Consider the following 13250-nt stretch of genomic DNA (forward strand, 5'->3'; position numbering starts at 1 on the left):
ACGTTACCTGAACGGCCGTATCCGGTTCACCGTCCGCCGGCGGGCCACAGGCCGGGGTCCGGGGCGAAGCGGATGCGCAGCTCGCCCTCGCGCAGGGCGGCGCCGGCGACGGTGCAGCGGCGCAGGGCGGACGGCAGCGGCACGAGCCGGCGGAAGGGTCCGGCGGTGATGACGAGTTCGTCGCCGCGCCGGATCAGGTCCAGCTCGTCCCGTATCGCGCCGGGCAGCGGGATGTGCCAGACCAGCACGCCGTCCTCGGCGATCCGGTCGGCGACGGGCCACTCGGGCGGGGCGGGCGACGGGTTGACGGCGGGCAGGTCGAGGGCGCCGAGGTCGTCGGTGCCGCGCGGGTCGCGCCCGAGGTGGGGGACGGGGTGGACGTCGTACGGCTCGTCCTGCCAGTCGGCGAGCGTCTTGCGCTGCTGGGCGAGGAGGGAGGAGAACCAGCTGTCGCCGGTGGCCTCGGGCAGGACGCGGTTGGCGATCAGGGCCTCGGTGCGCAGGGCGCGCAGGGCGAGGCCGAGGCCGGCGGCGCGTACGGCGTCGGCACCGGCCGGGCCGGGTTCGGCGACCAGGCGTACGACGGTGTCCCGGTCGGCGAGGACGGCCTCTACGGCGGCCAGTTCGACGTCCCAGCGGGCCGCGGTCTCGTACAGCCAGTCGGCGGGCATGGGGACGCCGGCCAGCCGGCCGAGGACGGGGCGCAGGGCGCGGGCCGCCTGCCGCTCGGGCGGGAGCAGACGGCGCAGGTAGCGGCGCAGCTCCTCGGGGAGGGCGAGCAGGGCGAGGGCCTGCGGCAGGGGCGGGAGGTCGACGACGAGGAGGTCGTAGCGCTCGCAGAGGGCGGCGTCCCGCAGGGCGCGCAGGAAGGACAGCTCCCCGGCGCCGGGCAGCGGGGTGACCTCCTCGGCGTCCAGCCGGGCGGCGCCGAGCAGGTCCAGGACGTTCGCGGCGCGGCTCTGGAAGGCGGTGAGGTCCTGGCGGAAGCGTTCGGCGGCGTCCGGGCGCCAGGCGGTGAGGTTCGCGGCGGCCTCGACGGGGGCCGGTCCGGTCGCGGAGCCCAGTGCGGCGCCCAGGGTGTCGGTGTGGTCGGCGCCGAGCAGGAGGGTGCGGGTGCCGTCGGCTGCGGCGCGCAGTGCGGTGGCGGCAGCGATGGTCGTACGACCGCTGCCGCCTGGGCCCGTGATCAGGATGGTGCGCATGAGGCTGAACGGTACCGCCGTGCGCGGGTGCCGGACCGGGGTGACTACTTCTCCCCCGACTCCACCCTCTTCTTCAGGCCCGCCAGGGCGCGGTCGATGATGACCTTCTCCGCCTTGCGCTTGATCATGCCGAGCATGGGGATCTTGACGTCGACCGTGAGGAGGTAGGTGACCTCGGTCGTGGCGGGGCCCGCGGGCTTGAGGATGTACGAGCCGTCGAGCGAGCGGAGCATCTGGGACTTGACCAGGGTCCAGGAGACCTCGTTGCCGCCGGTCCAGGTGTAGGCCAGCGTCTGGTCGTCCTTGATCGCCCCCGCGTCCATGACGAGGCGGACCTGCTCGGCGCGGCCCTGGTCGTCGGTCCTGAGGACCTCCGCCTCCTTCACCTCGCCCGTCCAGTCCGGGTAGCGGGCGAAGTCGGCGATCACCCCCATGACGTCGGCCGGTGCCGCCTCGATCGTGATGCTCGAGCTGGTGTGTTCCGCCATCGCCGTGGCTCCTCCAGATGCGGGCCGGTACAGAGGTCGTGTGCGCACGTGTGTGCAGCGTGAAGGCTACCGCGCCGCCGACCTGCCGCCTTCACCCATGTCCCGCCGGTCACCGTCCATGGCCTGCCGACGACCATCCATGGCCTGTTGATCACCATTCGAGCGCCCAGGGCCGGCCCGTCCCGGCGAAGTGGCCCACGTTCACGCACTCGGTCGCGCCGATCCGCATCCGGGGGGTGAGGGGCTGGTGGACGTGTCCGAAGAGCGAGTAGCGGGGCTTCGTCCGGCGGATCGCGGCCAGCAGGGCGCGGCTGCCGCGTTCGAAGCGGCGGGCGACGGTGTCGTAGACCAGCTCGGGGACCTCCGGCGGGATGTGGGTGCACAGCACGTCGACCTCGCCGACCGCCTCGATCTTCGCGGCGTACTCCTCGTCACCGATCTCGTACGGCGTCCGCATGGGGGTGCGCAGGCCGCCGCCGACGAAGCCGAAGGTCCAGCCGCCGATCTCCACCCGCTGGCCGTCGAGGACGGTGGTGCCCGGCCGGGCGTACTCCCGCCACAGGGGCGGCATGTCGACGTTGCCGTAGGTGGCGTACGTCGGGGTGGGGAACGCGGCGAACAGCTCGGCGTACTGCCTGCGGACCGCCTTCTCGATGGCCCCGGCCCGGTCGGTGCCGATGCCGCCCCACAGCCGGGCGCCGAACTCCCGGGCCTCCGCGAAGCGGCGGGCGGTGCGCAGCTCGACGATCCGGTCGGCGTTCTCCTTGCCGAACAGGTCCGGGAAGATGCCGCGCGAGTGGTCGGCGTAGTCGAGGAAGAGGACGAGGTCGCCCAGGCAGATCAGGGCGTCGGCACCCTCGCCGGCCCGGGCCAGGTCACGGGCGTTGCCGTGCACGTCACTGACGACGTGCACGCGCGTCCTTCGGTTGCCGGAGCGTGTGGATGCCATGGCGATCAAGCGTAGGCCCGTGGGATGTGCGTGAACAGTGTCGGTCCGGCCTGCGGTTACTCGCCGGTCGGTTCGGGCGTGGACTACTGTGCGCGAAGGAACGCCAACATGTGTGACGCAGCGAACATCTCACCGGAACCCCCTGTCGGGATCGCCATACCGGCGGGTAACGTCCGGGCCGTCCAGTCGTGCTCTGGATTTCAACGACCGAAGACCCGAGCACCAGCCCGAGCCTTGGACCGCACCGTCGCATCACACAGTGTCGTGGCGCCGGCGCCCTATGAGGAGCAGCAGTCTTGCGCGAGTTCAGCCTTCCGGCTTTGTACGAGGTCCCTGCCGACGGCAACCTGACCGACATCGTCCGCAGAAACGCCGCGCAGCATCCCGACGTCGCCGTCATCTCCCGCAAGTCCGGCGGTGCCTGGCAGGACGTGACGGCCCGGGAGTTCCTGGCCGAGGTGCACACCGCCGCCAAGGGCCTCATCGCCGCCGGGGTGCAGCCGGGCGACCGGGTGGGACTGATGTCCCGCACCCGCTACGAGTGGACGCTCATGGACTTCGCGATCTGGAGCGCGGGCGCGGTCACGGTGCCGGTGTACGAGACCAGCTCGCCGGAGCAGGTGCAGTGGATCCTGTCCGACTCGGGCGCGACGGCGTGCGTCGTGGAGCTCGACAACCACGCGGCGGCCGTGGAGTCGGTGCGCGAGTCGCTGCCCGCGCTCAAGCACGTCTGGCAGATCGAGGCCGGGGGCGTGGAGGAGCTGGGCCGGCTCGGGCAGGACGTGTCGGACGAGACGGTCGAGGAGCGCAGCTCGCTCGCCAGGGCCGACGACCCGGCGACCATCGTGTACACGAGCGGTACGACCGGCCGCCCCAAGGGCTGTGTGCTCACCCACCGCAGCTTCTTCGCGGAGTGCGGCAACATCGTGGAGCGGCTGCGCCCGCTGTTCCGTACCGGCGAGTGTTCGGTGCTGCTCTTCCTGCCGCTCGCGCACGTCTTCGGCCGGCTCGTGCAGATCGCCCCGATGATGGCGCCGATCAAGCTGGGCTGCGTCCCGGACATCAAGCACCTCACCGACGAGCTGGCCGCCTTCCGGCCGACGCTGGTCCTCGGTGTCCCGCGGGTCTTCGAGAAGGTCTACAACTCGGCGCGGGCCAAGGCGCAGGCGGACGGCAAGGGCGCGATCTTCGACAAGGCCGCGGACACCGCGATCGCCTACAGCAAGGCGCTGGACAGCCCGTCCGGCCCGGCGTTCGGCCTGAAGGTCAAGCACAAGGTCTTCGACAAGCTGGTCTACAGCAAGCTGCGCGCGGTCCTCGGCGGCCGGGGCGAGTACGCCATCTCCGGCGGCGCCCCGCTGGGCGAGCGGCTCGGCCACTTCTTCCGGGGCATCGGCTTCACGGTGCTGGAGGGCTACGGCCTGACCGAGTCCTGCGCGGCGACCGCGTTCAACCCGTGGGACCGGCAGAAGATCGGCACGGTCGGCCAGCCGCTGCCGGGCTCGGTGGTGCGGATAGCGGACGACGGCGAGGTGCTGCTGCACGGCGAGCACCTGTTCAAGGAGTACTGGAACAACCCGGGCGCGACCGCGGAGGCGCTGGCCGACGGCTGGTTCCACACCGGTGACATCGGCACGCTGGACGAGGACGGCTACCTCAAGATCACCGGCCGGAAGAAGGAGATCATCGTCACCGCGGGCGGCAAGAACGTGGCTCCGGCGGTGATCGAGGACCGGATCCGGGCGCACGCGCTGGTCGCGGAGTGCATGGTGGTGGGCGACGGGCGGCCGTTCGTGGGCGCGCTGGTCACCATCGACGAGGAGTTCCTGGGCCGTTGGGCCGCCGAGCACGGCAAGCCCGCGGGTGTCACCGCGGCGTCGCTGAAGGACGACCCGGATCTGCTGGCGGCGATCCAGGCGGCGGTCGACGACGGCAACGCCGCGGTGTCGAAGGCGGAATCGGTGCGGAAGTTCCGCATTCTGCCCTCCCAGTTCACGGAGGAGTCGGGCCACCTCACCCCGTCGCTGAAGCTCAAGCGGAACGTGGTGGCGAAGGACTACGCGGACGAGATCGAGGCGATCTACACCAAGTAGGGCCCCTCTCGGCGGTACTGACGGAGTGTCATGGCGCGGTGTCCTCGACGAGGACCCGCGCCATCGTGCGTTCGGCGAGCGCGGTGATGGTGACGAAGGGGTTCACGCCGATGTTGCCGGGCACGAGCGAGCCGTCGGTGACGTAGAGCCGCGGGTACCCCTTCACCCGGCCGTAGTCGTCGGTCGCCTTCCCGAGGACGCAGCCGCCGAGGGGGTGGTACGTGAAGTCGTCGGCGAAGACCTTGCCGGCCGAGCCGAACAGGTCGTACCGGTAGATCGTGAGGTTGGCCAGGTTGATGCGGTCGAAGAGCTTCTTGGCCATGGCCACCGACACCGCGCTCTGGTCGGCCCGCCAGCCGAGCTTCACCGCGCCGGAGGCCGGGTCGTAGGTGAAGGACGCCCGTTCCGGGTTCTTGGTGATCGCCAGGTAGAGGCTGATCCAGTGCTCGAACCCCATGGGCAGCGGGGCGATCTCGGCGAAGACCGGGTTGTCGGTGTTGGCCCAGTCGTCGATGCCCATCACCGGCATGGTGGCCTCGTCGGCACCGACGGTGTCCCAGACGTGGTTGGCGCGGCCGAGCATGGTGTTGCCGTTGGTGCCCCAGCCCGCGCCGACGGCGGGGTCCAGGTCGGGCAGGGTGCCGGTGTCCCGGGCGCGGACGAGGAGTTCGGTGGTGCCGACGCTGCCGCCGCCGAGGAACAGGTAGGTGCAGCTGTACCGCTTGGTCTCGACGACCGTACCGGTGGTGTCGATCCGGTCGGCGGTCAGGACGTACGAGCCGTCGCCCGCCCGGCTGACGGACTTCACCCGCTCCAGGGTGTGGAGGGTGACGTTCCCGGTGCCGAGGGCCGCGGCCCAGTAGGTCTTGTCGAGGCTGCGCTTGCCGTGGTTGTTGCCGTAGATGACCTCGCCGGCGAGCGCGGACTTCGTGGCCGTACCGGCGGCTTCCTGCTGCATGTAGCCGAAGTCGTAGACGTTCGGCACGAAGGTGGTCTTCAGGCCCGCGTTGCGGGCGGCCTTCCGGGAGGTGCGGGTGAAGCGGTACCACTCGGTGGACTCGAACCACGCCGGGTCGATGGTGTTGACGCCGAGCATGGCGCGGGCGCGCGGGTAGTAGGTGCCGTACATCTCGTCGGCGTCCACGGTCGGGAACTGCTCGGTGAAGTACGACTTCAGGGGCGTGACCGCCATGCCGCCGTTGACGAGGGAGCCGCCGCCGACGCCGCGGCCGACGTAGACGGACATGTGGTCGTAGTGCACGCGGTCCAGGGCGCCGGGGTAGGGGCTGATGTCCTTGTTGACCACGTCCAGCCAGAGGAAGGTGGCGAGCGGGGCCTCGGTGCGGGTGCGGAACCACATGGAGCGCTGGTCGGGGGCCGAGGTGGAGCAGAAGACCTTGCCGTCGCTGCCGGCGGTGTTCCAGAGCCGGCCCATTTCGAGGACGAGGGTGCGGATGCCGGCCTGGCCGAGGCGGAGGGCGGCCACGGCGCCGCCGTAGCCGGAGCCGATGACGATCGCGGGCGCGGACTCGACCGCGTCGGGCTCGGCGGCCCGGGCCGACTGGAGTCCTATGCGGGTGAAGCCGAGGGCAGCCGCTGTCTGCAGCGCTGCCATACCGAGTATGTGACGTCGCGTCAGCTGACGTCGCATCAGGTTTGCTGTCATGGGCGCAGCATGGGCGGATTACGGGGTTCCGCCAAGAGGCGCCGCATGAAGGGGTGGGTGCGCGTCGTCAGCGGCTGCGGGCCGTGCGGGCTGATCGCGCCCACGCGGCGGAGCCGCATATGGACACAGCCCCGCGCCCCGTGCGGGCCGCCGCACTACAGCAGTGCCTTCAACCTCTCCGCGAGCAGGTCCCAGCGCCACTTCTCCTCGACCCACTGTCTGCCCCGCTCGCCCATGCGGCGGCGCAGCTCGGGGTCGCCCAGCAGGGGCACGATGCGGTCGGCGGCCTCCTCGGGGGAGCCTCCCCTGACCACCCAGCCGGTCTCACCGTCCAGCACCGCGTCCGGGGCGCCGCCCGAGTCGCCGGCGACGACCGGCAGGCCCGTCGCGGAGGCCTCCAGGTAGACGATGCCCAGGCCCTCCACGTCCAGGCCGCCCCGCCGTGTGCGGCAGGGCATGGCGAAGACGTCGCCCGCGCCGTAGTGGGCGGGGAGCTCGGACCAGGGGACGGCGCCGGTGAAGCGCACGCTGTCGCCCACCCCGGTCTCGGCCGCCATCCGCCGCAGATCCCGCTCGTACGGTCCGCCGCCCACGATCAGCAGGACGGTGTCCGGCTCGGCGGCGAGGATGCGCGGCATGGCCCGGATGAGGGTGTCCTGGCCCTTGCGCGGGACCAGGCGGGAGACGCAGACCACGACCGGGCGGTCGGTGAGGCCGAGGCGGGCGCGGATCTCGTCGCCGCCGGAGGCGGGGTGGAAGGTCTTCTCGTCGACCCCGGGCGGCAGCTGGACCATCCGCCGGGCCGCGTCGGGGGTGAGCGCGGTGGCGATGCGGGAGCGGGTGTACTCACCCAGATAGGTGAGCGTGTCCGTCGATTCACCGATCCGGCCCAGCAGCTGCCGGGCGGCGGGCAGCTGGGCCCAGCCGGCCTCGTGGCCGTGGGTGGTGGCCACCAGCCGTTCGGCCCCCGCCCCGCGCAGTGCCGGGGCCATGAGGCCGAGCGGGGCCGCCGCGCCGAACCACACCGAGGTGCAGCCGTGCTCGCGCAGCAGCTCCACCGCCCGCCGGGTCGCCCGCGGGGTGGGCAGCAGCATGGTCGTACGGTCGCGTACGACGGTGAAGGGCTGCTCGGCGTCGAAGGCTGCGGTGGCCTCGGCGCCCTCCCGGCCGCGCTTCCAGGTGGAGGCGTAGACGACCAGCCGGCCGGGGTCCAGGCGGAGGGCCATGTTGTGCAGGAATGCCTGGATACCGCCCGGCCGGGGCGGGAAGTCGTTGGTGACGATGAGGGTCCTGTGCATCGCCGCCGACCCTACCCAATGGGGCGGGCGCGGCCGAGTCTGTGGCAGGCGCACAGCCGGGCAGGACATCATGGTCACGCGACGCGTCCATCGACGCGGGAAATCGAACGGCAGGGGAGCACGTGGAGACGAAGGGCACCGCGCGGTCCCTGTCATGGCCGCTGGCGACCTGGGCCGTCACCCGTGCGGCGCTGCTGCTGTTCGTCTTCCAGGTGTTCGTCTTCCCGGGCCCGGACGTCACCTCGGACGTGTCGGTGATCTACCGGGGCTGGTACGAGGTACTGCGTCAAGGAACGTTTCCGCTGGACGACGTGACCTGGCAGTACCCGCCGGCCGCCGCCCTGGCGATCCTCTCCCCCGCCGTCCTGCCCTTCCTGTCCTACACGCACGCCTTCTTCGTGCTGGCGTTCCTCGCCGACCTGGTCGTGCTCGCGCTGCTGCTGGGGCCGTGCCGGCGCCCCGGCCGGTCCCCGCGCGGCGCGTGGGTGTGGGTGGCGGGAGCACCGCTGCTCGGTCCGACGGTGTACGCCCGCTACGACGTGATGGTGACCGCGGTGGCCGTGGCGGCGCTGCTCGCCGGGGCCCGGCGGCCACGGGTGATGGGCGCGCTGGCCGCGTTCGGGGCGCTGCTGAAGGTGTGGCCGGCGCTGCTGCTGGTGGGGGCCGTGCGGCGGCGGGCGTGGGCGTCGGCGGCGGTGACGGCGGCCGGGCTGGCGGCGCTGTTCGCGGTGTCCATGCCGGGCGCCTTCACCTTCCTGACCTTCCAGCGGGAGCGGGGCACCGAGGTGGAGTCCCTGGGCGCCCTGGTCTTCCATGTGGCCCGGCACTTCGGCTGGCAGGGGCAGGTGCTGCTGAACTACGGGTCGATCGAGTTCCTCGGTCCGCATGTGGACCAGGTCAGCGCGGCGGCGCTGGCGCTGACCGGGGCCGCGTTCTGCTGGCTGCTGCTGTGGCGGCTGCGCGTGACCCGCCCCGTGCCGCACATGCCGGCGGACGCCGCCTTCACCGCGGTGCTGCTGTTCACGGTCACCAGCCGGGTGATCAGCCCGCAGTACCTGGTGTGGCTGATCGGCCTGGCCGCGGTGTGCGGGTCGTACCGGGCGAGCCGGATGGGGGCGCCCGCGCTGATGGTGCTGGCCGCGTCCTTCGTGACGGTCCTGGAGTTCCCGCTCGGCTTCTCGCACGTGGTGGTGAGCGACCGGTACGGCGTCCTGCTGTTGGTGGCGCGCAACGGCCTGCTGGTCGTGGCCTCGCTCTCGGCGGCCCGCCGGCTGTGGCGCTCGACCGTGCCGCCGGCCCCCACCGCCCCGCTGCCGCCCCGGCCCGCCCGGCCCCGGCGGACCCCGGTCTCCCCCTGACTCAGCCCGCGCGCACCAGGGCGGCCACGGGCTCCTCGCGGCGCCCGGACCGCCGCAGCAGTGCCGCCACCGCCCCGCACTGCACGGCCATCGCGAGCGCCTGCGCCAGACAGACACCGGGCAGGCCGAGGCCGCACAGGGCGTACGCCAGGGGCAGCTGCACGGCCGTGCCGAGCAGCGTGATCCGCAGCAGCGCTGGTGCTCCCCCACCGCCCTCGAAGACACCGCCGAGCGCGATGAAGCAGGCCATCAGCAGCAGAAAGGGGCCGACGCAGCGCAGGAACAGCGCGCCCTGGCGGGCGACCTCGGGTCCGGCGCCGAAGGCGGCCATGATCCAGGGTGCCGTCACGGCGAACAGGACGGAGGCGGTCAGGCCCAGGGCCCCGGAGACCAGCACCGCCTGCCGGCCGATGTCGCGCCGCGCGTCCGCGCCCGCGCCCCTGGCGTGGGCGGTGTGGATCGCCGCGGCCTGCCGTACGGCGTAGAAGGCCATGGTGGCGACGTACATGGTCTTGTAGCCGATGGCGTAGGCGGCCACCGCCGTCACCCCGAGCCTGGCCACGATCGCCACCAGCACGAGGGATCCGCCCTGGCGCACGGTGAAGTCGGCGGACATGGGCAGACCGGTGGTGAGGGTACGGCGCAGGGCGGCGCCGACGGGCCCGGCGGGCGCGGTGCCGGCCGCCGTCCGCAGCAGGGGGTTGCCGCGCAGGGCACGCAGGCCCACGGCGAGGGCCACGCAGCGGCACAGCACGGTGGAGGCGGCGGCACCCCGCACGCCATGGAGGTGGATGAGGACGGGGTCGCACAGCAGGATCAGCCCGTTGGCGAGCAGGGCGAGCCGCATCGGCGTGCGGGTGTCGCCGGCGCCCTTGAGGATGCCGTCGACGAGCTGCTGGGCGAAGAAGACGGCCATGCCGGGCAGGGAGATCGCGAAGTAGGCGGTGGCCAGGCCGGTGGCCGCTCCGCCGTGACCGCCGAGGACCAGGCCGGCCAGGGGCGCGCGCAGCAGCAGACCGCCTGCCGCGACGACCGGCGTCACCAGGCCGCACAGCGCCCAGCCGCCCCGCACGGCGGCACGTACGGCGGCCGGGTCCCGGGCTCCTCGGGCGTGCGCCACCAGCACGGTCGTACCGGAGGCGAAGACCAGCGCGACGCCGAGGAGCACGTTCTCGGTGGTGGTGGCGACGGCGACGGCGGCCACGGCGGCACCGCCGAGCCGGGAGACCCAGACGGTGTTGATGATCCCGGAAGCGACCGAGGCGAGCAGGGAGAGGTAGACGGGCCGGGCCAGTGCCATGAGCTGCTTGCGGTGGGCGTTCACACGCGGATCCCCTCGTTTCGAGCTACCTCGTTTCGAGGTAGCTCGATCAGAGGTAGCATGGTGTCCGGGGTCGCCGCAAGGAGGAGAACGCGTGCTGGAGTTGTCGATCCTCGGCTTCCTCGCCGGGGAACCGCTGCACGGTTACGAGCTGAAGGAACGCATCAGGGCGCTGAGCGGCCATGTCCGCCCGGTCAGCGACGGCGCCCTGTACCCGGCGATCAACCGGCTCCTCGCCGCCGGGCTGCTCGACCAGCGCACCGAGGACGGCGCGAGCGCCGCCCCGCGGCGGGTGCTGTCCCTGACCGGCGAGGGACGGAAGGAGCTGCTCGCGCGGTTGCGCGGCCCGAAGCAGGCGGAGATCACCGACCAGGTCCGCTTCAACACGCTGCTGGCCTTCCTGCGGCACCTGGACGATCCCGCCGAGCAGGCCGCGGTACTGCGCCGCCGGCTGGACTTCCTGGAGACGCCGGCCAGCTTCTTCTACCGGGAGGGCGAGCCGGTGCGGGCCGAGGAGGCGGGGGACCTGTTCCGCGAGGGCATGCTGCGGGTCGCGCGGGCCACCGCGAAGGCGGAGCGGGCCTGGCTGCGCGAGGCCGTCGAGACGCTCAGCCGAGCTGCGTCCTGACGTAGGCGCGCCACCGCTCGGTGAGCGCCTCCGGCGTGGTGCCGAGCACCTTCTTCAGGGCGTCCTCGACCGCGCCCGCCCGCTTGTCGTGGGCGCCCACGGCGCGGTAGAAGGCGCCGAGCCGGGTGGTGCCCCAGTGGGCGGCGATCATCCGGCACGCCAGCCAGCCGCCCTCGTAGGCCTGCGCCAGCTCGGCCGGGTCGCTGGTGAAGCCGAAGTCCTTGTCGGAGGGGAGCCTCGTGGGGGCGTGGCCGTCCTGGACGGCGCGGGACAGTTCCGGCGCGGCCTCGGTGGGGGTGCGGCCGGTGCCGAGATAGCCGATCCAGTCGGCATAGCCCTCGGAGAGCCACAGCGGGGTGGCGGCGGTGGTGTGGGCGCGGGTGGCCACATGGGTGGTCTCATGGGTGAGCACCACCTGCTTGCCGATGTCACCGAGGGCGGCGTACGCCTCCGGGTTGACGACCACCCGGTCCGCGGGCGCCCGGCCGGAGCCCCCCGCCTCACCGGTGGTGACGGCCGCGATGCCCCGGTAGTTGGCGGCGGGCGAGCCGAGCAGTGCCCCCATCGCCTGCAGGGACCGCGGGACGAGGACGACGACATGGCGGCTCCAGCCGGTGCCCCAGGCCCGGGACACGGCCGGGACGGCGCGGTCGGCCAGTGCGGCGTAACCGCGCAGCGCGGCCGTCCGGCCGGTGCCCAGCACCAGGCTGTGCGCGCCCTTCACGGCGGTCACCGGGCCCTGGTCCCACAACTGCTGCCCGGCGCCCTTCGCGGGACTGTCGGAGGTGACGTACCACGCGCCGTCGGCGGTGCGGCCGAGGGCGAGGGTGCGCCGGACGTCGACCGGGGCCCTGTCGTAGCCGGCGACGCGGAAGTTCAGGTCGGCGTCGGCGGTGGCGCCGGACGAGGTGCGGCGCAGGGCGGTGACCTGGTAGCTCCAGGAGGCCAGCGGGAGGGCGCGCAGCCGGGTGTACTGGGTCCGGCTGCCCGTCGCGCCGTACGCCGTCTCGTCGTGGCCGAGGAGGGCGGCGGAGCGCCGGTCGAGCAGGTGCTGCACCTCGGCGCGGGCGGCGTCGGTCCCCGCGCCACCGCACCCGGTCAGGGGCAGCAGCAGACCGAGGACCACCGCCCCGATGCTCCACCCCCGTCTGCGACCAGCCATTTCCCGATCGTAACGGTGAGCGGCGCGGTCAGGGCCGGGTCACCGAGGAGATCGGCATCATCCCGACCGGGTCGTAGCGCACCGCCGCTCCCGGATAGGGCGCGTGGATGACCTGGCCGTTGCCGACGTACATCCCCACATGGCTGGCGTCGGAGCGGTAGACCACCAGGTCGCCGGGGCGGGCCTCGGACAGCGGGATCTGCCGGCCGGCGAAGCGCTGCTCCTGCGAGGTACGCGGCAGCTGGATCCCGGCGTGCGCGTACGCCCACTGCATCAGGCCCGAGCAGTCGAAGCCCGAGGGGCCGTTGGAGCCCCACACGTACGGGCGGCCGAGGGCGGAGCGGGCGGCGGCCACCGCGGCGGCGGCGCGGGCGTCGGGCAGCACGGCACCGGCCAGGTCCGGCAGGTCGGGCAGGTCGAGGCGGTCGGGGCCGTCGGAGCGCGAGGCCCGGTGGTAGGCGGCGCGGTCGGCGGCGGACATGGAGTTGAGCAGCTGCCGGGCCCTGGCGAGCTTGGTCTCCACGGTCCGCTTGTGCGCGGCCACCGCCTTGCGGCTGCCCTCCAGCGCGCCGAGCTTCCCGGCCGCCTCCGCACGCTCCTGGGCGAGGCCCCGCAGCGCGGAGCGCAACTCCCGCAGCCGGTCGACCTGCTGGGCGCCGATGCGGTCGAGGGTGGACGCCTTGTCGAGGTACTCGGCGGGGTCGTCGGAGAGGAGCAGCGCCACGGCCGGGTCGACGGCGCCCGCGCGGTACTGGGCGCCCGCCAGCGAACCGAGCTGCTCGCGCAGGGTGTTGATGTGCTGCTGCAGCCGTGCGACGTGGTCCTGGGCGCCCTGCACCTCGCGGCGCAGCGCGCCCTCCTGCTCCTGGGCCTTGTCGTAGGCCTGGGTCGCCTGCTCGGCCTCCTGGTAGAGCCGGTCCACCTCGGCACGGGCACCCTCGTGCGGCGCCGCGTGCGCCGGTACGGCACCGAGCGCGGCGGCGGCGGCCGACAGCACGCACAGGGCGGCGGCACCCCGGTCGAACCCGGACGAGGCAAGGCGGCGATGAGACCCCACGGCAGTCCTTCTGCTGGCGGACGGATAC

General features: G+C 73.1%; 11 protein-coding genes. 3 read left to right on the top strand and 8 right to left on the bottom strand.

Going from position 1 to position 13250, the window contains the following annotated elements; genetic code table 11:
• Positions 1 to 26: 26 nt before the first annotated feature.
• From IO33_RS0119355 to IO33_RS0119365, 3 genes are all read right to left on the bottom strand, one after another.
• A complete protein-coding gene (locus tag IO33_RS0119355) occupies positions 27 to 1202 on the bottom strand; it encodes an ArsA family ATPase (RefSeq protein ID WP_031166593.1) in 1176 nt (391 codons plus the stop codon).
• A 44-nt stretch (positions 1203 to 1246) separates the two neighbouring features.
• Positions 1247 to 1690: an SRPBCC family protein gene (locus IO33_RS0119360; RefSeq protein ID WP_031166595.1), complete on the bottom strand. Its 444-nt coding sequence runs from the start codon at positions 1688 to 1690 to the stop codon at positions 1247 to 1249.
• Between the two features lie 151 nt (positions 1691 to 1841).
• Positions 1842 to 2639 (bottom strand): metallophosphoesterase family protein, encoded by a 798-nt coding sequence (locus IO33_RS0119365; protein ID WP_031166598.1) that lies wholly within the window; start codon positions 2637 to 2639, stop codon positions 1842 to 1844.
• Between the two features lie 296 nt (positions 2640 to 2935).
• On the opposite strand from IO33_RS0119365, the gene IO33_RS0119370 reads away from it, so the two are divergent.
• Positions 2936 to 4732 (top strand): AMP-dependent synthetase/ligase, encoded by a 1797-nt coding sequence (locus tag IO33_RS0119370; RefSeq protein ID WP_031166601.1) that lies wholly within the window; start codon positions 2936 to 2938, stop codon positions 4730 to 4732.
• Positions 4733 to 4760: 28 nt separating this feature from the next.
• Here IO33_RS0119370 and IO33_RS0119375 read toward each other — a convergent pair whose 3' ends face one another.
• Together IO33_RS0119375 and IO33_RS0119380 are read right to left on the bottom strand one after the other, a co-directional pair.
• Positions 4761 to 6383: a GMC oxidoreductase gene (locus tag IO33_RS0119375; RefSeq protein ID WP_452746333.1), complete on the bottom strand. Its 1623-nt coding sequence runs from the start codon at positions 6381 to 6383 to the stop codon at positions 4761 to 4763.
• A gap of 170 nt (positions 6384 to 6553) precedes the next feature.
• Entirely contained in the window at positions 6554 to 7696 is a 1143-nt protein-coding gene (locus tag IO33_RS0119380; RefSeq protein WP_031166605.1) for a glycosyltransferase family 4 protein, read from the bottom strand.
• Positions 7697 to 7818: 122 nt separating this feature from the next.
• Here IO33_RS0119380 and IO33_RS0119385 point away from each other — a divergent pair, with 122 nt between their 5' ends.
• Complete coding sequence (locus tag IO33_RS0119385) at positions 7819 to 9054, top strand: glycosyltransferase 87 family protein (protein ID WP_031166607.1); 1236 nt, start codon at positions 7819 to 7821, stop codon at positions 9052 to 9054.
• A 1-nt stretch (position 9055) separates the two neighbouring features.
• Here the strand turns inward: IO33_RS0119385 and IO33_RS0119390 are convergent, their stop codons facing one another.
• The gene (locus tag IO33_RS0119390) at positions 9056 to 10378 is read right to left on the bottom strand and encodes an MATE family efflux transporter (protein ID WP_031166609.1); all 1323 of its coding nucleotides are present in this window, start codon (positions 10376 to 10378) and stop codon (positions 9056 to 9058) included.
• Positions 10379 to 10469: 91 nt separating this feature from the next.
• Here IO33_RS0119390 and IO33_RS0119395 point away from each other — a divergent pair, with 91 nt between their 5' ends.
• Positions 10470 to 11003, top strand: a complete 534-nt coding sequence (locus IO33_RS0119395; RefSeq protein ID WP_031166611.1) for a PadR family transcriptional regulator — start codon at positions 10470 to 10472, stop codon at positions 11001 to 11003.
• Here IO33_RS0119395 and IO33_RS0119400 read toward each other — a convergent pair.
• Together IO33_RS0119400 and IO33_RS52555 are read right to left on the bottom strand one after the other, a co-directional pair.
• Complete coding sequence (locus IO33_RS0119400) at positions 10984 to 12165, bottom strand: hypothetical protein (protein WP_209438877.1); 1182 nt, start codon at positions 12163 to 12165, stop codon at positions 10984 to 10986. The genes IO33_RS0119395 and IO33_RS0119400 overlap by 20 nt on opposite strands.
• Positions 12166 to 12193: 28 nt before the next feature.
• On the bottom strand, positions 12194 to 13222 hold the full coding sequence (locus tag IO33_RS52555) for a C40 family peptidase (RefSeq protein WP_031166615.1): 1029 nt from the start codon (positions 13220 to 13222) through the stop codon (positions 12194 to 12196).
• Positions 13223 to 13250: the final 28 nt, after the last annotated feature.

The organism is Streptomyces durhamensis (genome assembly GCF_000725475.1).
GTDB lineage: Bacteria > Actinomycetota > Actinomycetes > Streptomycetales > Streptomycetaceae > Streptomyces > Streptomyces filipinensis.